The organism is Teichococcus rhizosphaerae (assembly GCF_002631185.1).
GTDB classification, from domain to species: domain Bacteria; phylum Pseudomonadota; class Alphaproteobacteria; order Acetobacterales; family Acetobacteraceae; genus Pseudoroseomonas; species Pseudoroseomonas rhizosphaerae.
The window spans coordinates 1-21286 of record NZ_PDNU01000065.1 but is presented as its reverse complement, the minus strand read 5'-3'; the positions used below and the strand labels follow the sequence as shown (position 1 = coordinate 21286).

Annotated in this window: 15 protein-coding genes, 1 tRNA gene and 1 pseudogene; 8 read left to right on the top strand and 9 right to left on the bottom strand. The window is 73.3% G+C overall.

Annotated features, from left to right (window positions below; translation table 11 throughout):
• The 5 genes and pseudogenes from CR162_RS20195 to CR162_RS20180 form a co-directional block, all read right to left on the bottom strand.
• The coding region (locus CR162_RS20195) for a hypothetical protein (protein ID WP_141563263.1) at positions 1 to 307 on the bottom strand (307 nt) is incomplete at its 3' end.
• Positions 308 to 325: 18 nt separating this feature from the next.
• A pseudogene (locus CR162_RS23290) lies at positions 326 to 457 on the bottom strand (DUF6538 domain-containing protein); the annotation flags it as partial.
• A 94-nt stretch (positions 458 to 551) separates the two neighbouring features.
• Positions 552 to 626 (bottom strand) — tRNA-Gln (locus CR162_RS20190).
• Positions 617 to 1531 carry a 4-(cytidine 5'-diphospho)-2-C-methyl-D-erythritol kinase gene (locus CR162_RS20185; protein ID WP_099097307.1) on the bottom strand — a complete coding sequence of 305 codons (915 nt, stop codon included), beginning with the start codon at positions 1529 to 1531 and terminating at the stop codon, positions 617 to 619. Before CR162_RS20185 ends, CR162_RS20190 begins: the two co-directional genes overlap by 10 nt.
• Positions 1532 to 1535: 4 nt before the next feature.
• On the bottom strand, positions 1536 to 3266 hold the full coding sequence (locus CR162_RS20180) for a tetratricopeptide repeat protein (protein WP_099097306.1): 1731 nt from the start codon (positions 3264 to 3266) through the stop codon (positions 1536 to 1538).
• A 151-nt stretch (positions 3267 to 3417) separates the two neighbouring features.
• Between CR162_RS20180 and CR162_RS20175 the strand changes: the two genes are divergently transcribed.
• Positions 3418 to 4044, top strand: a complete 627-nt coding sequence (locus tag CR162_RS20175; RefSeq protein WP_099097305.1) for a Tat pathway signal protein — start codon at positions 3418 to 3420, stop codon at positions 4042 to 4044.
• 137 nt (positions 4045 to 4181) lie between these two features.
• Here CR162_RS20175 and CR162_RS20170 read toward each other — a convergent pair whose 3' ends face one another.
• Positions 4182 to 5807 carry an electron transfer flavoprotein-ubiquinone oxidoreductase gene (locus CR162_RS20170; protein WP_099097304.1) on the bottom strand — a complete coding sequence of 542 codons (1626 nt, stop codon included), beginning with the start codon at positions 5805 to 5807 and terminating at the stop codon, positions 4182 to 4184.
• 90 nt (positions 5808 to 5897) lie between these two features.
• Here CR162_RS20170 and CR162_RS20165 point away from each other — a divergent pair, with 90 nt between their 5' ends.
• From CR162_RS20165 to CR162_RS20135, 7 genes are all read left to right on the top strand, one after another.
• A complete protein-coding gene (locus tag CR162_RS20165) occupies positions 5898 to 6788 on the top strand; it encodes a uracil-DNA glycosylase (RefSeq protein ID WP_099097303.1) in 891 nt (296 codons plus the stop codon).
• Between the two features lie 300 nt (positions 6789 to 7088).
• The gene (locus tag CR162_RS20160; protein ID WP_245870503.1) at positions 7089 to 8672 is read left to right on the top strand and encodes a lytic transglycosylase domain-containing protein; all 1584 of its coding nucleotides are present in this window, start codon (positions 7089 to 7091) and stop codon (positions 8670 to 8672) included.
• Positions 8673 to 8857: 185 nt separating this feature from the next.
• Entirely contained in the window at positions 8858 to 11401 is a 2544-nt protein-coding gene (locus CR162_RS20155; RefSeq protein ID WP_099097301.1) for an ATP-binding response regulator, read from the top strand.
• A complete protein-coding gene (locus tag CR162_RS20150) occupies positions 11398 to 11796 on the top strand; it encodes a response regulator (protein WP_099097300.1) in 399 nt (132 codons plus the stop codon). Before CR162_RS20155 ends, CR162_RS20150 begins: the two co-directional genes overlap by 4 nt.
• The gene (locus CR162_RS20145) at positions 11789 to 13447 is read left to right on the top strand and encodes a diguanylate cyclase (RefSeq protein WP_099097299.1); all 1659 of its coding nucleotides are present in this window, start codon (positions 11789 to 11791) and stop codon (positions 13445 to 13447) included. Before CR162_RS20150 ends, CR162_RS20145 begins: the two co-directional genes overlap by 8 nt.
• Before the next feature lie 37 nt (positions 13448 to 13484).
• Positions 13485 to 14024: a molybdenum cofactor biosynthesis protein B gene (gene moaB / locus CR162_RS20140; RefSeq protein WP_099097298.1), complete on the top strand. Its 540-nt coding sequence runs from the start codon at positions 13485 to 13487 to the stop codon at positions 14022 to 14024.
• Between the two features lie 75 nt (positions 14025 to 14099).
• Positions 14100 to 15677: an ABC transporter substrate-binding protein gene (locus CR162_RS20135; protein WP_099097297.1), complete on the top strand. Its 1578-nt coding sequence runs from the start codon at positions 14100 to 14102 to the stop codon at positions 15675 to 15677.
• 51 nt (positions 15678 to 15728) lie between these two features.
• Here the strand turns inward: CR162_RS20135 and CR162_RS20130 are convergent, their stop codons facing one another.
• The 3 genes from CR162_RS20130 to CR162_RS20120 all read right to left on the bottom strand — a co-directional run bounded on the left by CR162_RS20130 (position 15729) and on the right by CR162_RS20120 (position 21153).
• Positions 15729 to 16715 (bottom strand): Bug family tripartite tricarboxylate transporter substrate binding protein, encoded by a 987-nt coding sequence (locus tag CR162_RS20130; protein WP_099097296.1) that lies wholly within the window; start codon positions 16713 to 16715, stop codon positions 15729 to 15731.
• A 146-nt stretch (positions 16716 to 16861) separates the two neighbouring features.
• The gene (hemN, locus tag CR162_RS20125; RefSeq protein ID WP_099097295.1) at positions 16862 to 18187 is read right to left on the bottom strand and encodes an oxygen-independent coproporphyrinogen III oxidase; all 1326 of its coding nucleotides are present in this window, start codon (positions 18185 to 18187) and stop codon (positions 16862 to 16864) included.
• Positions 18188 to 18336: 149 nt separating this feature from the next.
• A complete protein-coding gene (locus tag CR162_RS20120; protein WP_099097294.1) occupies positions 18337 to 21153 on the bottom strand; it encodes a phosphoenolpyruvate carboxylase in 2817 nt (938 codons plus the stop codon).
• Between the last annotated feature and the right edge of the window lie 133 nt (positions 21154 to 21286).

The window sequence follows — 21286 nt, the reverse complement described above, 5'->3', positions numbered from 1 at the left end:
CGACCCCTTGATGGGCCTTTTCCAGGTCCTGAACCGCCTGGGAGAGAGTGTCCACCCGGGCAAGCAACCGGCGAATCAAGGCATCACGGATGTCGCCCGGGGCGCCCACTTCGGCCTTTCTAGCCTCCGCTTCCGCGATAAGGCGGACATCTTCCATTGTCCGGTCGTGCCGCTCGACAGCGAACTCTCGGATAGCCTTGAACTGCCTCAGGGCCGCCAAAGCCTCGGCGATGGCGGCCTGCTTGTCTTTTATGTCACCCGGCATGCGTCGAGCGTCGCTCCAAATCTGCAGGATACGGGCATGCATGTATCCGGCCCGCTCACGAGCTTGGCTCGCGATGTTGGTTCCTAACCCAATCACTATTTCGTGACGGCCAAGAAGATTGATGAGGTCAACCGGGACGCGAGCCCGGTACGAGTAAGCACTACCACGGCGGCTGAGGTAGGGGGTGCCCACGGCATCTCCGATGCTACACACGGTGCTACACAGACGTGCTACACGCGGATGTGAGTTCAGAGCTAAGTGGATGATTTCACGAGGAAAAATCGGCTGGTTGGGGCGCCAGGATTCGAACCTGGGAATGGCGGTACCAAAAACCGCTGCCTTACCGCTTGGCTACGCCCCAGCAGGCTCTCCGGCTGCTGAATAGAGGGGCCGCCCCCCTGTCGTAAAGCCCCCTCCCCACCGCCACCAGGCGGAAGGCAGGTGGCGGGCGGCCCCGGCCGCCGCCGCCGGCGTTTCGAACAGGCCGAAGCAGGTGGCGCCCGAGCCGCTCATCCGCGCCAGCAGGCAGCCGGGCAGCGCCCGCAGCGCCGCCAGCACATCCGCCACCGCCGGGCACAGGGCGATGGCCGGCGCCTCCAGGTCGTTGCCGCAGGCGGCGAGGTCCCGCGCCATGGCGCCGGCATCCGCCCAGGCGGCGGGCAGCGCCGCCTCGGCCGAGAAGCCGCCGGGCCGCATCTCCTGGCGCGCCCTGAACACCGCCGGCGTGGCCAGCGGAACGCGCGGATTGGCCAGCACCAGCCCCGCCGGCGGCAGGGCGGGCGCGGCGGAAAGGCGCTCCCCCACCCCGCCCATGCGGGCGGCGCGGCTGTCGAGGCAGACCGGCACATCGGCGCCGAGGCGGGCGGCGAGCGGGGCCAGCCGCGCCGTCTCCCAGCCCAGGCCCCAGGCGCGGCTCAGCAGCCGCAGCGCGGCGGCCGCGTCGGCCGAGCCGCCGCCGATGCCGGAGGCCACGGGCAGGTGCTTCTCCAGCACCAGCGTGCCGCCGGGGGCGCGGCCCGCCGCCTCGGCCAGCAGCCGGGCGGCGCGCAGCACCAGGTTGTCCGGCTCCGCCGCCAGCGCCCCCGCCTCCGGCCCTTCCAGCGCCAGGGCCAGCGGGCCGCCGGGGCGGTAGCGCAGCGCGTCGGCGGCGCCGGCGAAGGCGGCGAGGCTGTCCAGCAGGTGGTAGCCATCGGCGCGGCGGCCGACGACGTGCAGGTGCAGGTTGATCTTGGCCGGGGCGGTCTCGGCCAGCGCGGTGTCCGGCACGGCCTCAGCGCGGCGGCGCGCCGGGGGCCGAACCGGCAGCGGAACCGGCGGCGGGTGCTGCGCCCGGCCCGTCGCGCAGCTTGGCGGCGATGCGCGGCGCGTCGTCCGGCTCGGGCTCCAGCGTCAGGGCGCGGCGCCATTGGTATTGCGCCTCCACCCGCCGGCCGGCGGCCCAGTAGACGTCGCCCAGGTGGTCGTTGATGACGCTGTTGCGCGATTCCAGCTCCACCGCCTTTTCCAGCCAGCGGATGGCCGCCGGCAGGTCGCCCAGCTTGAACAGAGCCCAGCCCAGGCTGTCGGCGATGTTGCCGTCCTGCGGGCGCAGCGCCGCGGCGCGTTCCAGCATGCCGCGCGCCTCGGCCAGCCGCGTGCCATGCTCCACCCAGGTATAGCCCAGATAGTTCAGCACATAGGGCTGCTCGGGCGAGAGGGCGAGGGCGCGCTGGAAGTCGGCCTCGGCCTGCGGCCACTGGCCGGAGCGCTCCAGCGCGATGCCGCGCGCATAGAACAGCGCCCAGTGCTCCCGCCCCGGCTGCGGCACCCGCGCGAGGGCGGCGCCATAGGCCTCGGCCGATTCCGACCAGCGCTCGCGGGCGCGCAGCAGGTCGCCCAGCCTGGCATGGGGCTGCAACGCGTTGGGCCGCGCCTCGGCCAGCCGGCGCAGCGTCGCGATCGCCTCGTCGGGGCGGTCCAGCCGGTCCAGCAGGGCGGCGCGGCGCAACGCCACCAGCGGCGTCAGCGGGTCGTCCTGCGGCACCTCGCGCAGCACGGCGAGCGCGCTCTCGGGGTGGCGCCCCTCGGCCAGCGCGTCGGCGGCCAGCAGCATGGCGGGCACGAAGTCGGGGCGCAGGCGCAGCGACAGGCGGGCCAGCAGCAGGGTCAGGTCGGGCGCCGCCTGGCCGCGGAGCGCGCTGGCCAGCGCCAGCTGCGCCTCCGCCATGCCTTCCACCGCCGAGGCCACGGCACGGCCGCGCAACAGGCGCCGGCGTTCCTCCGGCGTGCTGAACAGGGACAGCTCGTCGCCATTGCCGGTGACGCTGTCCACCAGCCGCATCGCTTCCACCGACTTGCCGCCGCGCTCCAGGATGCCGGCCACCACCTGCACCAGCCGCAGGTTCAGCTCCGTCGTCTCGGCCAGCGCCACGCGGGCGAGCTGCTCCGCCTCGCGCGGGCGGTTGGCGATGTCGGCGATCATGGCGGCGTGCAGCGCGGCCAGGCCGCGCAGCCGGTCGCCCTCGATGCGCGGCCGCAGCGTGGCCAGGGCGGCATCCGTCGCGCCGCGCCCGGCCTGCGCCCAGGCCAGCAGCAGCGGCTGCAGCACCTGCCCCGGCCCGCCGCGCGGCATGGCGCGCAGCCGCGCCTCGGCACGCTCCCAGCGCCCGGCCATGGCGTCGGCGCCGACCAGCAGCATGTCCGCGAGCTCGCTCCGCGGCAGGCGGCGGGCCAGGCGCACCGCCTCGGGGCGGCCATCCAGCACGGTGGCCAGGAAGGCGCGGTTCAGCACCTCCTCCTCCTCGGGCGCCAGCCGCAGCGCCTGCAGCATCTGGTTGGCGGCGGCGGCGGTGTCGGTCTCGGCGGCGGCGAAGCGGCCCGCCAGATAGGCGCCGGCGGCGGTGACGCGAGGCGGCGCGCCCACGCCCGTGGAGGCGGCATCGGGCGCGCCCCCCGCCGCGCATCCGGCGAGCAGGGCGGCGGCCAGCAGGACGAGGCGGCGCGGGGAAACGAGCATGACCATGCCCCCAGCCTAGAGCCTTTTCGCGCGGGCGGGAAACGCTTCGGAAAGCCTGGACCTGGCAGTTATGGCGGTGCCGGGCGGGGCGGGGCCGCGTCGCCGCGGCGGCGGGGCGGCACCCTGCCCCCCATTCCGCAGATCGGAGGAAACCGCCATGCGTTCCCTCATGGCCGCGCTGGCCTTCTGGCTGGCCGCCGCCACCCCGGCGCCCGCCGCGGCGCAGAACCGCTTCTGGCTGGCCAACCAGTCGGGCCAGGCCATCGAGAGCGCCTATGTCTCGCCCTCGCGCCTGAGCAACTGGGGGCCGGACATCCTCGGCAGTTCCGTGCTGCCGCCGGGGGAGCAGGTGCATGTCACCCCGCAGGCCCCGGACTGCGTGCTGGACATCCGCGTCCGCTACCAGGGCGGGCGGGAGGAGGAGAGGCGCAACGTCAATGCCTGCGGCCTGTCCCGCGTGGCCTTCGGGGGCGGGGCGGGCGCCACGGTGCGCGGCGGCGGAGCGGGGGGCAGCATCTCCCGCGGCGCGGGCGACCCTTCCTTCAGCTTCGCCAACCGCACGGAGTGGACCATCCGCGAGCTCTACGTCTCGCCCAGCACCGAGCGCGGCTGGGGCCGCGACCGCCTGGGCGACGACACGCTGGACCCGGGCCACGACCGCTGGATCGGCCTGCCCTCCGGCCGGGGCTGCGCGGTGGACATGAAGGTGGTCTACATGAACGGCCAGTCGCGGGAGCGGCGCGGCGTCGAGACCTGCTCGCGCGCGGATTACGGCTGGCGCTGAGGCAGGGCGGGCCGAGGGGCCGGAACGAACTGGGCCAGCGGGCCGGGCCAAGGGGGCCGGGCCAAGGGGGCCGGGCCAAGGGGGCCGGGCCAGCGGGGCCGGGAAGGGCGCGCGGCCCTCCCCCGGCCCGCCGCCCCTCACATGCCGCCGATGTAGTTCGGCCCGCCCGCGCCCTCGGGCGTGCACCAGTCGATGTTCTGGTCGGGGTCCTTGATGTCGCAGGTCTTGCAGTGCACGCAGTTCTGCGCGTTGATCACCAGGCGCGGCTCGCCCTCCTCGGCGCCCACCGCCTCGTACACGGCGGCCGGGCAGTAGCGCGATTCCGGCGAGCGGTAGGTGTCCCAGTTCACCGGGCGCCACTTGGAGGGGTCGCGCAGCTTCAGGTGCGCCGGCTGGTCCTCCTCGTGGTTGGTGTTGGACAGGAACACCGAGGACAGGCGGTCGAAGGTCAGCTTCCCGTCCGGCTTGGGGTAGGCGATCTTCTCGGACTGGGCGGCGGGCTTCGTCGCCTTGTGGTCGTAGTGGTGCCCCATGGTCCAGGGCGCCTTGCCGCGGAACAGGTAGGTCTCCAGCGCCGCGTTGACCATGCCGCCATAGAGGCCCCACTTGGCGAAGCCGGGGCGGATGTTGCGGACGGAGGAAAGCTCCTCCCACACCCAGCTGTTGCGCAGCGCCTCCGGGTAGCTGTCCAGCACGGGGCCGGCGGCCTCGTCCGCCAGGGCGGCGGCGGCGGCCTCGGCGGCCAGCATGCCGCTCTTCATGGCGGTGTGGGTGCCCTTGATCTTGGGCACGTTGAGGAAGCCCGCCGTGTCGCCGATCAGCGCGCCGCCGGGGAAGACCAGCTTCGGGATGGACTGGAGCCCGCCCTCGTTCAGCGCGCGGGCGCCATAGGCGATGCGCTTGCCGCCCTCCAGCATCTTGCGCACCTCGGGGTGGGTCTTGAAGCGCTGCATCTCGTCGAAGGGCGAGAGCCAGGTGTTGGGATAGTCGAGCCCCACCACGAAGCCGACCGAGACCAGGTTCTCGCCCAGCATGTAGAGCCAGGCGCCGCCATAGGTGTCGGACTTCAGCGGCCAGCCGACGGAGTGCCACACCTTGCCCGGGGTGTGGTTCTCCTTCGGGATCTCCCACAGCTCCTTGATGCCGAGCGCGTAGGTCTGCGGCTGCACGCCCTCGCGCAGGCCGAAGGTCTCATGGAGCTTCTTGGTGAGGGAGCCGCGGCAGCCCTCGCCGAACAGGGTGTAGCGGGCGCGCAGCTCCATCCCCGGCTGGTAGTTCGGCCCTTCCTCGCCCTCGCGCGTGATGCCCATGACGCCGGCGACGACGCCGCGCACCACGCCCTCCTCGATGATGGTCTCGGAGGCCGCGAAGCCCGGATAGATCTCGACGCCCATCGCCTCGGCGCGGGCCCCCAGCCAGCGGCAGACATTGCCCAGGCTGACGATGTAGTTGCCGTGGTTGTGCATCTGCGGCGGCGTCGGCAGCTTGTAGGCCTTCGTCTCCGTCAGGAACATGAAGCTGTCCTCGCCCGCCGGCGTGGCCAGGCCCGGCGGGTCGTCGCGCCAGTCGGGCAGCAGCTCATCCAGGGCGCGCGGCTCGATCACCGCGCCCGAGAGGATGTGGGCGCCCACCTCCGAGCCCTTCTCCACCACGCAGACCGCCGCTTCCGGCGAGAGCTGCTTCAGCCGGATCGCCGCCGCCAGCCCCGCAGGGCCGGCGCCCACGATCAGCACATCGAATTCCATGCTCTCGCGTTCGGACACCTTGCCGTTCTCCCTTTCGTCCCGCGTCCAGCGCCTTAGCCTGATCGCGGGTTGCGCGGAACCCCATCGCACCCCGATATGGCGGGAGCCATGAACGCCGCCACCCCCGACCCGTCCGAGACCGAGGCCCTGCTGGCCGCGCTGCGGCTGCAGCTGGACTGGGGCATGGACGAGGCGCTGGCCGAGGCGCCGCTGGACCGGCTGGCCGCGCCGCCGCCACGCCGGGCCGCGCCGGAGCAGGTTTCCAGCGCCGCGCCGGCCCCCGGCGCCGCGCTGGCGCCGCGCGCCGCGCGCCGCGCGGCCGCCCCTTCCCTGCCGCCCGGCGCGCCGCCGCCGCAGCCCGTGCTCGCCGCCGCCGGCCTCGCCGCCGCCGCGCACAGCCTGGAGGCGCTGCGCGAGGCCATGCGCGAGGTGCCGACGCCGCTGCGCGACACCGCCACCAACCTGGTCTTCGGCGACGGCAACCCGGATTCGGGGCTGATGTTCATCGGCGAGGCGCCGGGCGGCGACGAAGACCGGCTGGGCCGCCCCTTTGTCGGCGTTTCCGGCCAGCTGCTGGACCGGATGCTGGCCAGCATCGGGCTGGACCGGGCGGCGGAGGAGCCGGCGCGCGCCTTCTACATCACCAACATCCTGCCCTGGCGCCCGCCCGGCAACCGCACGCCGACCGATGCCGAGATCGCCCAGTTCCTGCCGCTGGTGCTGCGCCACATCGCGCTGGTGCGGCCGCGCCATGTGGTGATGCTGGGCGGCGTGTCGGCCAAGGCGCTGCTGCGGGCGAAGGAGGGCATCACCCGCCTGCGCGGCCGCTGGCACGACCTCGCCCTCGACGGCGCGGGGGGGGCGGGCACGCTGCCGGCGCTGCCCACCCTGCACCCCGCCTACCTGCTCCGCAACCCGGCCGCCAAGCGCGAGGCCTGGTCCGACCTGCTTTTGCTGCGGCGCACCCTGGACGGCGATTCACCACCCTCGCGTAAATAATTTGCGAAGATTGTAATGAAACCTCCCCGGGGTTTCCCCTGATATCCCAGGCCATGCCTCATGGCATGAGACTCGTCCCGGCTTCCGGAGTTGCCGGAACGCTCCTGCCCCGCTAACGCCAATCCCGCCATGCGAGCGTTCTGCACCATGGCCCTGCGTTCACCCGTGCTGGCCCTTGGGCTGGGATGGGCGGCGTCGCTGTGTGCCGGGGCTCAGGTCCCGGCCATGGCGCAACGGGCCGGAGAGACCGCCCCCCTTGAGCGGGCTTTGAGTGTCCCACACCCCACCCTGGATGCAGGCGTGGCGGGACTCCCACACCCCCTGGCCCCGTCCGACGCGGCGCGCCTGTCCCGGATCTTCCGGCTGCAGGCGCAAGGCGACCCGGCCGGCGCGGCCCGGGAGGCCGAGCGGCTGGAGGACCGCCGGCTGATGGGCCATGTGCTGGCCGACCGCTGGCGCCAGCCCGGCGCGGCCGAGCCCACGGTGCAGGAGCTGTATGCCTGGCTGGCGGAATATTCCGACCACCCGGACGCGGCCCTGATCCACGCCACGCTGCGCCGGCGCCTGCCGCGCAACGCGCCGCAGCCCCCCGCGCCGCCGGACGAGTACCTCGCCGCGGACGCCGACGTGGTGCCGGAGGAGCGCGAGCCCGCCGCGCGCAATGTCAGCGCCGAGGCACGCGCGCGCAGCGAGGCCGCGCTCGTCCTGTTCCACAAGGGCCGCGACGAGGAGGCCCACCGCATCGCCGCGCAGGCGGCGCGGCAGTTCCCGCAGGTGGCGCAGCCGGCCTTCATCGCCGGCCTCTCGGCCTGGGGCATGGGCCGGCCGGAGCTGGCGCTGGCCCAGTTCGAGGCCGCCGCCCGGGCCGACAACGCCACCCCCGCGCTGCGCGCCGCCGCCGCCTTCTGGACGGCGCGCGCCGCCATCCGCACCCGGCGGCCGCAGCTCTACGTGCCCTGGATGCTGCAGGCGGCGCAGGAGCCGCGCACCTTCTACGGTCTGGTGGCGCGCCGCGTGCTGGGGCTGGCCCCGGGCTTCGCCTGGGAGCGCGAGCTGGCCGGGGCCGCCGAGGGCGCGGCCCTCGCCGAGACCGCGGCCGGCTGGCGGGCGCTCGCCCTGCTGCAGATCGGCCAGAAGGAGCGGGCGGAGCAGGAGCTGCGCCGGCTCTGGCCGATGGCGCAGGGCAATTCCGGCCTTTCGCGCGCCATGCTGGCGGTGGCCAGCCAGGCAGGCATGACCGACCTCGCCTCGCAGGTCGCGGCGCTCGCCCAGACCAATGACGGCCGCCCGCGCGACTATGACCGCTACCCGCTGCCGCGGCTCGAGCCGCTGAGCGGCTTCCGGGTGGACCCGGCGCTGCTCTACGGCCTCGCGCTCCAGGAGTCGCGCTTCGACCCCCGGGCGGTCTCGCCGGTGGGGGCGCGCGGGCTGATGCAGATCATGCCCGCCACCGCCGCCTACATCGTGGGCGATCCCGGCCTGCGCGGCAGCGGCGGCATGCGGCGGCTGGACGACCCGGCCTTCTCGCTGGAGCTGGCGCAACGCTACCTGCACCACCTCACGGCGCGCGAGGTGGTGGATGGCGACCTGATCCGCCTGCTCGCCGCCTACAACAACGGGCCGGGCAATGTCGGGCGCTGGGCGCCCAATGTGCGCCACCAGGACGACCCCTTCCTGTTCATCGAATCGATCCCGGTGGGCGAGACGCGGATCTTCGTCCAGCGCGTGCTGTCCTATTCCTGGATCTATGCCAGCCGCCTCGGCCTGCCCTCGCCGAGCCTCGACGCGCTGGCCGGGGGCAGCTTCCCGCGCTTCGGCAGCGCGCCGCTGGAACTGGCCGAGCAGCCCCCGCTGCGCCGCGCGGCCCGCACGGCCTCCCGCTGAACGGGGCGGGGCCGGGCCGCTCTCGGGCGGTCCGGCCCCGTCGAAATTCCGCGCATAGCCGCGATCTTTCATGAAAATCTAGACATTCCCGGTGGTTGCGCGGCTCGCCCGGGTTGTGCCAAGTGCAGGAGGCGCATGTCGCGCCCGGGCAGCCCCGCCGCCCTCCCGTTGCTCCCGGACCGCCCATGGCCAACTCGCTGCGTCGCGTCCGCCTTGTCATCCTGGGCATCTCGCTGCTGCTGCTGTTGCTGCTCCTGGCCGGTGCCGCGGTGGGGAGCCGGGTGCTGGCGGATGGCCGCGCCCAGCGCGAGGCGATGGATGGCAGCCACAGCGTCGTCGCCAGCCTGCTGGAGCTGCGCAGCGCGCTGTTCGAGATGGTGGTCGAGCGCAACCTCATCCTGTCCCGCGCGCCCGATGCCCCGCAGGGGGGCTATGCCGCGGCCCGGCAGCGCGTGCTGGACCGGCAGGCGGCGCTGCAGCGCCTGGTGGCCGACAGCCCCACCCAGGCCTGGTCCGCCGCCGAGCTGGCCGAGGCGGCGGAGCTGTTCGCCACGCGGCTGGACGAGACCGTGAACCGCCGCCTCGGCGAGGGGCTGGATCTGCCGATGCTGCTGCGCGAGGCGGTCGCCGAGCGCAACCGCCTGAGCAGCCGCATCGATGCCATGATCACCTATGAGCGGAACGAGCTGGCCCGCTTCAACGAGGCCTATGCCGGCCGCATGGCGCAGCTGCGCGCGCTGTTCCTGGCGCTGTTCGTGGCGCTGGTGGCGCTGGCGCTGGCCGCCGTCTGGAGCTTCCACCGCTACCTGCGGGGCAATGCGGTGCGCTACCACGCGCTGGAGGAGGCCAAGCAGGCGGCCGACGCCGCCAATGCCGCCCTGTGGGAAAGCCGCGGCCAGTTGCAATCCATCCTCGACCACGCGCGGGACCCGATCCTGCTGGTCGATTCCAGCAGCCGCGTGCAGGTGGCCAACGCCGCCGCCGCGCGCCAGTTCCGCCAGCCGCTGGCCGAGATCATCGGCAGCCCCGTCCAGGCGCTGGTGCCGGCCTATGGCGCGCGCTCGGGCGAGGTGCAGGCGCGCCGCGCCGATGGCAGCGTCTTCACCGCCGACCTCTCGATCGGCCGCTACAACGAGAGCGGCAACAGCGCCTCCGTCTGCGTGCTGCGCGACGTGACCGAGCGGCGCCGGCTGGACGAGCTCAAGAGCGAGTTCGTCTCCACCGTCAGCCACGAGCTGCGCACGCCGCTGACCTCCATCCGCGCCTCGCTCGGGCTGGTGACGGGCGGCGTCGCCGGCGCGCTGCCCGAGGAGGTGCGCGAGCTGCTCGACATCGCCCACAAGAACTCCGAGCGGCTGGTGCTGCTGGTCAACGACATCCTCGACATCGAGAAGATCGAGGCCGGCCGGCTGGAGTTCCGGCGCGAGCGGGTCTCGGCCCGCGCCCTGCTCGCCCAGGCCCAGGCCGCCAACGCCGCCTATGCCGCGCAGTTCGAGGTGCGCCTCGAGGCCGCGGGCGACGGCACGGTCGATGCCGATGTCTATGCCGACGTGGCGCGCATCCAGCAGGTGCTGGCCAACCTGCTCTCCAACGCCGCCAAGTTCTCGCCCGCCGGCAGCGTGGTGGAGCTGTCGCTGGAGGTGGAGGCGGGGGACGTCACCTTCCGCGTGCGCGACCATGGGCCGGGGATCCCGCAGGCCTTCCGAGGCCGCATCTTCCAGCGCTTCGCCCAGGCGGATTCGAGCGACGTGCGGCAGAAGGGCGGCACCGGCCTCGGCCTGTCGATCAGCCGCGCCATCATCGAGCACCATGCCGGCAGCATGGGCTTCACCGATGCCGAGGGGGGCGGCACCTGCTTCTTCTTCACCCTGCCCCGGCTGGTGGACCGCAGCACCCTGCCCAGCCCCGCCCCGCGCGAGGCGCGCCGCCCGCGCGTGCTGATCGTGGAGGACGAGCCGGCCGTCGCCATGCTGCTGCAGATGCTGCTCGACGAGCATGGCTGGGACGGGGTGATCGCGCACAACGCGCGGGAGGCCTTCGAGCGGATGGACCGCGAGACCTTCGACGCCATGACGCTCGACCTCATGCTGCCGGACGTGGACGGGATCTCGCTGTTCCGCCGCCTGCGCCAGCGCCCCGACGGCAAGGCGCTGCCCGTGGTGGTGATCTCCGCCACCGCCGCGCTCGGCCGGCAGGAGCTGAACGGCGACGCGGTGGGGGTGGTGGACTGGCTGGACAAGCCGATCAGCCAGGGCCGGCTGCGCGACGCGCTGCGCCGCGCCCTGCAGGGCAGCGAGGGCCCGGCCCGCATCCTGCACGTCGAGGACGACCAGGACATCACCCGCGTCGTGTCCGCCGTGATGGGCGAGGAGGCGCGGCTGGTGCCGGCGCGCAACCTGGCCGAGGCGCGCGCCGCCCTGGCCGGGGAGCTGCGCTTCGCCCTGGTGATCATCGACCTCGGCCTGCCCGACGGCAGCGGGCTGGACCTGATCCAGGACATCCGCGCCATGGACCGGCCGCCGCCGGTGCTGGTCTTCTCCGCCACCGACGCCGACCACCGCACGGCGCGCGAGGTGGCCGGCACGCTGGTGAAGAGCCGCACCGAGAACGGCGTGCTGCACGACACCATCCGCCACCTGATGGACGCCGCCCGCCCATCCCGCGCGGAGGCGGCGGATGAGGCGCGCGATGGCGGCGAGCCACGGCAGAGCACGGAGACACTGGCATGAGCCCTGGAGGCGAGGCGCTCTCGCGCATCCTCTACGTCGAGGACGACCACGACGTGCGCAAGGTCGCCACCTTCGCGCTGAAGGCGGTGGGCGGCTTTGTCGTGGAGCCCTGCGAATCGGGCCAGCAGGCGCTGGAGAAGGCGGCGGGCTTCGCGCCGCAGCTTCTGCTGCTCGACGTGATGATGCCCGGCATGGACGGCCCCACCACGCTGGAGCGGCTGCGCGCCCTGCCCGCCATCGCCGGCGTGCCCGCCATCTTCATGACCGCCAAGGTGCAGCCGCAGGAGGTTTCCCGCTACCGGGCGCTCGGCACGCTCGACGTCATCTCCAAGCCCTTCGACCCGATGACGCTTTCCGCCACCGTGCGCGCGATATGGGCCGGGCGCGATGACTGAGCTGATGGGGGCCGAGGCCGAGATGCGCGACGCCCTGCGGCGGCTGCGCGCCGACGGGGTGCAGCGCCTGGGCGAGCGGGTGCGGGAGCTGTCGGCCGGCTGGGCCGCGCTGCAGCCCCGCCGCCCCTGGGACGACGCCGACCGCGCCCGGCTCGGCGAACTCGCGGCCTCGGCCCACCGGCTGGCCGGGGCAGGCGGCACCTTCGGCTTTCCCGCGCTGTCCAAGGCCGCGGCGCCGCTCGAGCTGCTGCTGCTCGGCCTGCGCGACACCCCCGCGCCGGGCGGCGACCGGCTGCGCCAGGCCGGCGCCCAGGTGGCGGCGGTGGCCGCGGCCTGGGAGGCTGGCCCCGCCGGCGCCGAGGAGGACGGCGCCGATCCCGGCCAGGCCAGCCCGGCCGAGCATGGCGAGCCCATCTTCCTGTTCGCCGAGGCGGAGGAGCAGGCGATGCTGTCCGCCGTCATCGCCAATCTCGGCTACAGCGTGCGGCGCGCCTCCGAGCGCGAGGTGCTGGAGGGCGCGCTGCCCGAGGGGCCGCTCTCGGCCGCGGTGATCGACGACGCGGTGCCCGACCCGCTGGCGGTCTGCGCCCGCCTCGCCGGCCGCTGCCCGCTGATCCTGCTGGCCGAGGACAGCTCCTTCGAGAACCGCCTCGCCGCCGCCCGCGCAGGCGTGGAGGCGCTGGTGGCCAAGCCGCTGGAGGTGAACGAGCTGGCCGACTGGCTCGACCACTTCGCCGGCGGCCGCGCCGAGACGCGCTACACCATCGTCATCGTCGATGACGACCGGCTGCTGGCCGCCGCCTATGCCATGGCGCTGCGCCAGGCGGGGATGCAGGTGACCAGCGTCTCCGACCCGGCCCAGGCGATCGAGGTGATCGCCGCCACGGCGCCGGACCTGATCCTGATGGACCTGCAGATGCCGGGGATCGACGGCATCGAGCTGGCGCGGGTGATCCGGCAGACCCGACGGCACCTCTCGCTGCCCATCCTGTTCCTGTCGGCCGAGCAGGACACGGAGCGGCAGATCCTGGCCCGGCGCCTCGGCGGCGACGACTTCATCCCCAAGCCTGTCGACCTCGACCGGCTGGTGACGCTGGTGCGGCTGCGCGCCGAGCGGGCGCGCGCGCTGCGCGCCGTGATGGAGAGCGACAGCCTGACCGGCCTGCTCAACCATGCCCGCTTCAAGGAGCGGCTGGGGCTGGAGCTGGAGCGCGCCCGCCGCCACGGCACCACGCTGAGCCTGGTGATCTTCGACCTCGACCACTTCAAGTCGGTCAACGACACCCACGGCCACCTGGTGGGCGACCGGGTGATCCGCGGCCTGGCGCGCAGCCTGCAGAAGCGGCTGCGCCGCACCGACGTGATCGGCCGCTATGGCGGGGAGGAGTTCGCCGCCCTGATGATCGGCACCGGGCCGGAGGAGGCGCGCGGCATCATCGACCACCTGCGCGAGCGCTTCGCCGCCGCCTCCTTCGAGACAGAGGGGGGCAGCTTCGGCGTGACCTTCAGCGCCGGCATCGCCGGCAACGCCCCCGGCGGGGCGGGCCCGGAAGGTGGCGCGGAGGCGGAGGCGATGATATCGGCAGCCGATGCCGCGCTCTACGCGGCCAAGCGCGCCGGGCGGAACCGGGTGATGGTCGCCCCCGCCTGAGGCGCGCCTGCCCGGCGCCGCGAGAAGGACCCGCACCATGCCGATCGACGAATCGCTCCGCTTCCTGCCGGTCTCCATCGCCGTGCTCACCGTGTCCGACACGCGCGACCTGGCCAGCGACCGCTCCGGCGCGCTGCTGGCCGAGCGGATCGCGGGGGCGGGCCACGCGCTGCACTCCCGCCGCATCGTGCGCGACGAGCCGGAGGCCATCGAGACGGTGCTGCGCGAATGGGTGGCGGACCCGGCGGTCGATGTCGGCATCACCACGGGCGGCACCGGCATCACCGGGCGGGACGTGACGCCAGAGGCCTTCGCGCGCGTGCTGGAAAAGGAGATCGGCGGCTTCGGCGAGCTGTTCCGGATGTTGAGCTATGCCAAGATCGGCACCTCCACCATCCAGTCCCGCGCCATTGGCGGGGTGGCGGGCGGCACCTACCTGTTCGCGCTCCCCGGCTCCTCGGGGGCGGTGAAGGATGGCTGGGACGACATCCTCCGCTTCCAGCTCGACAGCCGCCACAGGCCCTGCAACCTGGTGGAGCTGATGCCGCGGCTGCAGGAGCATCTTCGCGCCGGCTGAGCGCGGCTCCCCATTGCCGGCGGCGGAAAAGGCCTTAACGTCCGGGTGATAAACGAACCCAGGGAGCCGCTTCCGATGCGCCGTATCCTCCTCGCCACAGCCCTGCTCGCCGGCACGGCGCTGGCCGGCCTGCCGGCCGACGCCAAGACCTTCCGCTGGGCCAATGACGGCGACGTCAACTCGATGGACCCCTACACGCGGCAGGAGACCTTCCTTCTCTCCTTCATGGCCAACATCTACGAGCCGCTGGTGCGCCGCAACCGCGAGCTGGAGCTGGAGCCGGCGCTGGCCGAGAAGTGGGAGCAGACCAGCCCGACCTCCTGGCGCTTCACCCTGCGCCAGGGCGTGAAGTTCTCCGACGGCACCCCCTTCACCGCGGACGACGTGCTGTTCAGCGCCGAGCGCGTGCGCGCCAAGGGCTCCAACATGCAGTCGGTCCTCGCCTCGGTGTCCGAGATCAGGAAGGTGGACGACCACACGGTGGACTTCATCACCCGGGCGCCGGACCCGATCCTGCCGCAGGGGCTGACCAACTGGGCGATGATGTCCAAGGCATGGTCGGAGAAGAACAACGCCACCACCCCGGCCGACCTGACCTCGCGCGAGGAGAACTTCGCCACCCGCAACGCCATGGGCACGGGCCCGTTCAAGCTGGTCAGCCGCGAGCCCGACCGCCGCACCGTGCTGGAGCCCAATGCCGGCTGGTGGGACAAGCCCGAGCACAACCTGACCCGCGTCGAGCTGAACATCATCGCCAATGACGCGACGCGGGTCGCCGCCCTGCTCTCGGGCGAGGTGGACATGCTCTACACCGTGCCGCCGCAGGACGTGGAGCGCATCCGCCGGGCGCAGAACACCCGCATCCTGCAGGGGCCGGAGCTGCGCACCATCTATCTGGGCCTGGACCAGATGCGCGACGAGCTGCTGAAGTCCGACGTGAAGGGCAAGAACCCCTTCAAGGACGTGCGCGTGCGCCGCGCCTTCTACCACGCCATCGACATCGAGGCGATCAAGACGCGCGTCATGCGCGGCCAGTCCCGCCCCACGGGCCAGATCTTCGGCCCCGGCGTCAACGGCTTCGAGGAGGCCAACGACACCCGCTACAAGTACGACCCCGAGGCGGCCAGGAAGCTGCTGGCCGAGGCGGGCTACCCGAACGGCTTCGGCGTGACGCTGGACTGCCCGAACGACCGCTATGTGAACGACGAGGCGATCTGCACCGCCATCGTCTCCATGCTGGCGCGCGCCGGCATGCGGGTGACGCTGAACGCGCAGACCCGCGCGCGCTACTTCGCCGAGATCAACCCGCCCGGCTACAACACCAGCTTCTACCTGCTGGGCTGGACGCCCACGACCTACGACGCGCACAACGCCTTCTTCAACCTGGCTGGCACGCGCGACGGCACGCGCGGCGTGTTCAACAATGGCGGCTTCTCCAACGCCGCGCTGGACAAGCTGATCCAGGACATGTCGGTCGAGTCGGACGAGACCAAGCGCAACGCGATGATCGCCGCGGCCAGCAAGATCATCCATGACGAGGCGCTCTACATCCCGCTGCACCAGCAGCAGGTCATCTGGGCGACGCGCACCAACATCGAGCTGGTGCAGCCGGCCGACAACTACTTCCCGCTGCGCTACGTGCAGGTGAAGTAAGCACAAGGAAGGCCAGGGGAAGGAATTCCCCTGGACCCTGTCTTTTTCCTGTCAGTCGAGCGTGATCTGGCCGTCGCCCAGCACGGCCTTGTAGCGCTCGATCTCCAGGGCCACGAAGTCGCGGAACCCGGCGCCGCGCCGGGCGGCAGGCAGCGAGCCGCCATCGGCGATCACCTTGATCATGCCGGGCGAGCGCATGGCGCTGTCGCTGGCGGCCACCAGCCGGTCGACGATCTCGTCCGGCAGGCCGGGCGGGCCGAACACGCCGACCCAGCTCATCGCGTCGATCTCGCCATAGCCCAGCTCCTGCAAGGTCGGCAGGTCCGGGTAGCGGGCGATTCGCGCCAGCGTGCCCGCCGCCAGCGGCCGCAGCTTGCCCTCGGCGATCTGCGGCGCCACGGCGCTGACGCCGTCGATCGTCATGCCGACGCGGCCGGCCAGCAGGTCGGCCATGGCGGGCGCGCTGCCGCGATAGGGCACATGCGTCAGGCTGACGCCGGCCTTCTGCGCCAGGGTGGCGCAGGCCAGGTGGTGCACCGAGCCGATGCCCGCCGAGGAGTAGGTCACCGAGCCCGGCTTCTCCCGCGCCGCGGCGATCAGCGCATCGACGCTCCGGAAGGGAGAATCCGCCGGCACCACCAGCAGGTGCGGGTGCACCGCGATCTGCGCCACCGGCGTCAGGTCGCGCAGCGGGTCGTAGGGCAGGTTGCTGAACAGGGCCGCCGCCACCGCGTTCGGCGTGGAATGGCCGAACAGCAGCAGCGACCCGTCCGGCGCCGCCTTGGCCACCGCATTGGTGGCGATGGTGCCGGAGGCGCCCGAACGGCTCTCGATCACGAAAGGCTGGCCGAGGACGGAGGCGTAGTGCTCGGCCACGGCGCGGGCGACGATGTCGGTGAAGCCGCCGGGCGCGAAGCCCACCATCATCCGCACCGGGCGGCTGGGCCAGGACGGCGCGGCGCCGGTCTGCGCGGATGCGGCGCGCAGGGCGGGGCCGGCGAGCAGGGTGGCGCCCAGGGTACGGCGGAACAGGGTCATGCTGAAATCTCCGGACGCCGCGAGGCTAGCGTTCCCGCCATACCGCAACAACGCGCGCCGCCACGGCTTTTCCTCCGTGGCGGCGTCGCCTGCATGCGAAATGGGCGGCTCTCGGCGCAGCAGCCGAACATCTGCGCTGGCGTGCGTCAGGCCGCCTGGCTGTGGCGGCCGGGGCCCTGGCCCAGATAGGCGTCGAACGCCGCCGCGGCATGGCGCAGGAAGCGCCGCTCCCGCACCAGCAGCCGCCCCTCCCGCTCCGCCGCCACGCCATCGGCCAGCAGCGCATCGAGCCGCGGGCGGGCCGCCGCCAGCACGGGCGGCGGCACGGCGCGGAGATCCAGCTCCAGGTCGCACATCAGCCGCTCGATCAGCCCACCGCGCAGCCGGTCCTCGGGCGAGAGGGCGCGGCCCTTCGCCACCGGCAGGCGGCCGGCCTGCACCGCCGCCAGCCAGTCCCGCTCGCCCGGCAGGTTCTGCGCGAAGCCCGCCGGCACGCGGCCGATGGAGGAGGCGCCGAGGCCGAGCAGCACCGGTGCCGCGTCGGTGGTGTAGCCCTGGAAGTTGCGGCGCAGCGTGCCGGCCGCCGCCGCGCGCGCCATGGGGTCATCGGGGCGGGCGAAATGGTCGAGCCCGATGCGGACATAGCCCGCTCCCTCCAGCACGGCGGCGGCGGCCTCGGCCTGCTCCATCCGCGCCGCGGCGCCGGGCAGGCTGGCGGTGTCGATGGCGTTCTGCGCCGGCTTCATCCAGGGCACATGGGCGTAGCCGAACACCGCCACGCGGTCCGCGCCCAGCGCGGCGGCGAAGCGGGCGCTGGCCTCCACCTGCGCGATGCCCTGGCCCGGCAGGCCATACATCAGGTCCAGGTTGACGGCGGCGATCCCGCGCCCGCGCAGCAGCGCCATGGCGCCGGCCACCTGCTCGGAGGGCTGCACGCGGCCGATGCGCCGCTGCACCTCGGGGTCGATGTCCTGCACGCCGAGGCTGGCGCGGTTGACGCCACCCCCCGCCAGCGCATCGGCGATCTCCGGCGTCAGCACGCGCGGGTCCAGCTCCGCCGCCACCTCCGCCGTGTCGCGGAAGGGGAAATGCGCGCGCAGCGCCGCGAACAGGCGGGCCAGCCCCTCCGCGCCGATGGCGGACGGCGTGCCGCCGCCGAGATGCAGGGCCGAAACCCCGCCATGGGCCGGCAGCGCCGACGAAAGGAGCGCCGCCTCGGCCAGCAGCGCATCCGTGTAGCGCGCCAGGCGGGCGGGCTGTCGCGTCACGCTGGTGTGGCAGCCGCAATACCAGCACAGGCTCTCGCAGAAGGGGATGTGGACATAGAGCGAGAGCGCGTCCGCTGCGCCGATGCCCGCCAGCCAGCGGCGGTAATCCTGCTCCGCCAGCGGCGTGAAATGCGGCGCGGTGGGGTAGGAGGTGTAGCGCGGCAGCGCGGCGGCGGCGTATCGGGCGGCGGTTTCGGGCGACATGCCGCAGGGCTTACCCGGACGGCAGCCCTGCGTCCTTGAACCAGATCAAGTTCCGCGCGAAGCGGGGTGGCGGTGGTCAGCCGCTCCGGCCTTTTTCCCTTGAAGGACACCCTCGCCCGGTCAGGGCCTCCACCCAGCCGGGCCTCACCTTAACCGAAGGCGCCGCATTCCAGCGAGACGATGGCGGACACCTCCCGCACCATGGCGAACAGCTCGCGCAGCGGCCGGATGATCTCCTCCTGCTCCCGCCCATAGCCGCCATGGCGGGGCGAGGCGGGCTCGGCGAAGTCCAGCTCGGCGCCGGGCGGGTCGGCGATGGGGAACACCTCGTCGAGCAGCGACACGGCGCCGTCCACGTCCAGCCGCAGCAGGCGCTGCACCAGCCCTTCCCGCGTGATGCCGTGGCGGGGCGAGAAATCCGGCACCTCCACCGCCAGCAGCCAGATCCGGTGGATCAGGCAAAGGCGCAGCGCGTGCAGGGCGAAGAGCCGGTCGCTCATGCGCGGCACGCCGAGGCCGCCGCCGGGCAGCGGCAGGTCGGAAGGCCAGGCGGCGCGGAGCGCCAGGTCGTCTGCCTTCAGGCGGCGGAACACGGCGCGGGCGGGGTCGCCCAGGCCAAGCTCCTCCAGCGCGGCGGCCACGGCCAGCAGGGCGGCGGCGCGGCCGGGGCGGCGGGTCTGCGCCGCGCGGTCCAGCCAGGTGCCGGGGTCGAGGCTGGCGACATAGCCGCGCAGCACATCGGCATCCGACAGGGCGAGGCCCGCGCGGGCGAAGGCGAGCGCATTGGCGAAGCGCGGGCTGCGGCGCAGCAGGTCGGCGAAGGCCTCCGCCTCCTGCACGGCGCCATGGCCGAGGCCGTGCATCAGGTTGGCCGGGAAGCCGAGCTGCTGGAGCACGGCGTTGTTGGGAATGGCGCGCAGCTCGCGCGGGTGGCGGATGGTGGCGGGGCCGCCCGTGTCGCTCTGCCGGTTGGCCGGGCGGCTGCCGGTCCGGTCCAGCAGCGCCGGGCCGAAGGCGCCGAGCAGCGCGGCATAGCCGCGGTCCTCCACCAGCCCGTTGAAGGCGGCGCGGGCGCCGGCGAAGAGATCGGTGGCGAAGCCGCCCTCGGCATAGACAGGGTCCGGCTCGCCTTCCGGCAGGGGGGCGAAGGCGTGCTCGGCGATGCGCGCCACGGTCGCCAGGGCCAGCGGCGGCGCGCCGAACAGGAGATACCCGTCACCCCCCTGGAAGGAGGTCTCGACCCGGGTGGGGGTGCCATGTGCGGCGAAGGCGGCGCGCACGGCGGGAGGGTCCAGGTAGTCGAAGCGCGCCGCCAGCCCATCAGGGTGGCCGCCGCGGCCGAGGCCCTCGCCATGGGTGTCGAACAGCACCACCTCCAGCGATTGCAGCCCGTGCCGCGCCAGCAGATCGACGATGCGCAGCTTGAGCCGCTCGATCAGGTGGGTGGCGGCGACCTGCCCGACATAGCGGCCGGAATCGGAGTAGCCGAACTGCAGGCAGAGCCGCCCGACGCGGCGCAGATGCGCCCGCCAGTGCGGGCTGCGCAGCGCTTCCTCCAGCACCCGTTCGCCACGCCGCTCCAGCGCCTCGGCGGTCTCGAAGAGGGGGGAGATCTCGACGCGGTCCTCGACCCCGGCGAGCCGCGCCAGCAGCAGGGCGGCGAGCAGGGTGTAGCCGCTTTCCGTCTCGGCCACGAGGAAGCGGACGGGCTGGCTCGCATCGACATGCTTGGCGATCTGCGCCACCGTCATCATCAGCCGGGCGGCCGAGGCCTGCTCGGCCATCAGCCCGCCCATGTCCACCGGCTCGGCCGAGACCTCCTCCAGCGCCGTGTTGATGGCGGCGAAAAGGGCGCGGCGGCGGGCAGGGTCCTCCGGCCCGCTGCCGAAATGCGGGAAGCGCAGCCGCGCGGCATTGTGCAGCTGCGCGGCATTCAGCCGGACATGGGTGTGGGCGAGGGACAGCCCATGCGCCACCAGCCCGGCGCGCGCGACGCAAAGGGCGAGGCTCGTCCGCTCGTCCGGCGCGGTGGCGATGGCGGCCGGAAACAGCTCGATCAGGGGCTGCGGCGTGGTGAGGGCGGCCTCCCGCCGGCCGACCAGGGCCTGGGCAAAGGCCTGCGCCGCTTCCGGCTTCACGGGGCCGGGGGGCGGGCAGCTGGCGATCTGCTCGTCGACCGCCGCCATGGCCTCGTCCAGCCGGGCGCGAAGGGGGGCGGTGCAGGGCTCCGGCAGGGCGGCGAGCTGGCCGGAAAGGCGCGCCAGTTGCAGCCGCTTCATCCGCAGCCGCAGCCGCAGCGTGTCGTGCCAGCCGATATCGGTGCGGCCATCCGTGTCATAGCCCACCCAGGAGGCGAGGATGACGGGGCGCGGGTTCAGCCGTGTCCAGCGGTCGGGCCAGATGGCGCGGGCGGTGCCGAGAAAGGCGGCGGCCAGGCGGTCCAGCGCATCGCGGCCATTGGCGATGGCGGCGGCGGCCTGCTCGAACTCCTCGGCCAGGCTGGGGGCCACGGGGCGGAGCGGCAGGTGCTCCGGCGGGGCCTGACCGGTGGCCGTGTGCGCCAGGGCCTGCCCTGATTCGCGCGGCAGGCTGAAGGTGGGATGGGCGGTGAAGACGGCGGCGGCGCGGGGCCGTTCACAGGCGGCACGGAAAACCGCCAAGGGCACGGGACTGTCATCCGGATCGGGGCGGGCGATGCGGGTGGCGATGACGGCCAGCGCTGCGTCGGGGTCGCTCAGGTCGATGCCGGCCTGTTGCGCCAGGCGCCGCGCCTTGTCGGCGAAGGCGGTGTGGCCGAGCTGGCGCAGGGCGGCGGCCAGCTCGGCGTGCGAAACCTGCTCCTCATCCATCTGCCGGCTGAGGGTCAGGGCCACCGACAGGACCGGATTGGCAAAGGGATCGCTCCGGCTTGTGGCGCGGGCGGCATGGGCAAGGGCGATCAGCCCGGCTTCGGTGAAACGCGGCATGCCCCGCATGCTGCACAAGCGAGAAGAACTTGTCGCCTGGTGATTTGGGAAGCGCAGGACAAACGCCGCTGTCGCCATGACCTGCCCTTTGGGAGCGAAGTCTGGCGTTATGTGCTTGGCGGCGTTTTTGAAT

What these genes read in the sequence shown, in the direction of transcription:
- CR162_RS20180 (WP_099097306.1), bottom strand. Translation starts at nt 3,266, where the DNA reads ATGGTCATGCTCGTTTCCCCGCGCCGCCTCGTCCTGCTGGCCGCCGCC.
- CR162_RS20175 (WP_099097305.1), top strand. Translation starts at nt 3,418, where the DNA reads ATGCGTTCCCTCATGGCCGCGCTGGCCTTCTGGCTGGCCGCCGCCACC.
- CR162_RS20165 (WP_099097303.1), top strand. Translation starts at nt 5,898, where the DNA reads ATGAACGCCGCCACCCCCGACCCGTCCGAGACCGAGGCCCTGCTGGCC.
- CR162_RS20155 (WP_099097301.1), top strand. Translation starts at nt 8,858, where the DNA reads ATGGCCAACTCGCTGCGTCGCGTCCGCCTTGTCATCCTGGGCATCTCG.
- CR162_RS20150 (WP_099097300.1), top strand. Translation starts at nt 11,398, where the DNA reads ATGAGCCCTGGAGGCGAGGCGCTCTCGCGCATCCTCTACGTCGAGGAC.
- CR162_RS20145 (WP_099097299.1), top strand. Translation starts at nt 11,789, where the DNA reads ATGACTGAGCTGATGGGGGCCGAGGCCGAGATGCGCGACGCCCTGCGG.
- moaB (WP_099097298.1), top strand. Translation starts at nt 13,485, where the DNA reads ATGCCGATCGACGAATCGCTCCGCTTCCTGCCGGTCTCCATCGCCGTG.
- CR162_RS20135 (WP_099097297.1), top strand. Translation starts at nt 14,100, where the DNA reads ATGCGCCGTATCCTCCTCGCCACAGCCCTGCTCGCCGGCACGGCGCTG.
- CR162_RS20130 (WP_099097296.1), bottom strand. Translation starts at nt 16,715, where the DNA reads ATGACCCTGTTCCGCCGTACCCTGGGCGCCACCCTGCTCGCCGGCCCC.
- hemN (WP_099097295.1), bottom strand. Translation starts at nt 18,187, where the DNA reads ATGTCGCCCGAAACCGCCGCCCGATACGCCGCCGCCGCGCTGCCGCGC.
- CR162_RS20120 (WP_099097294.1), bottom strand. Translation starts at nt 21,153, where the DNA reads ATGCCGCGTTTCACCGAAGCCGGGCTGATCGCCCTTGCCCATGCCGCC.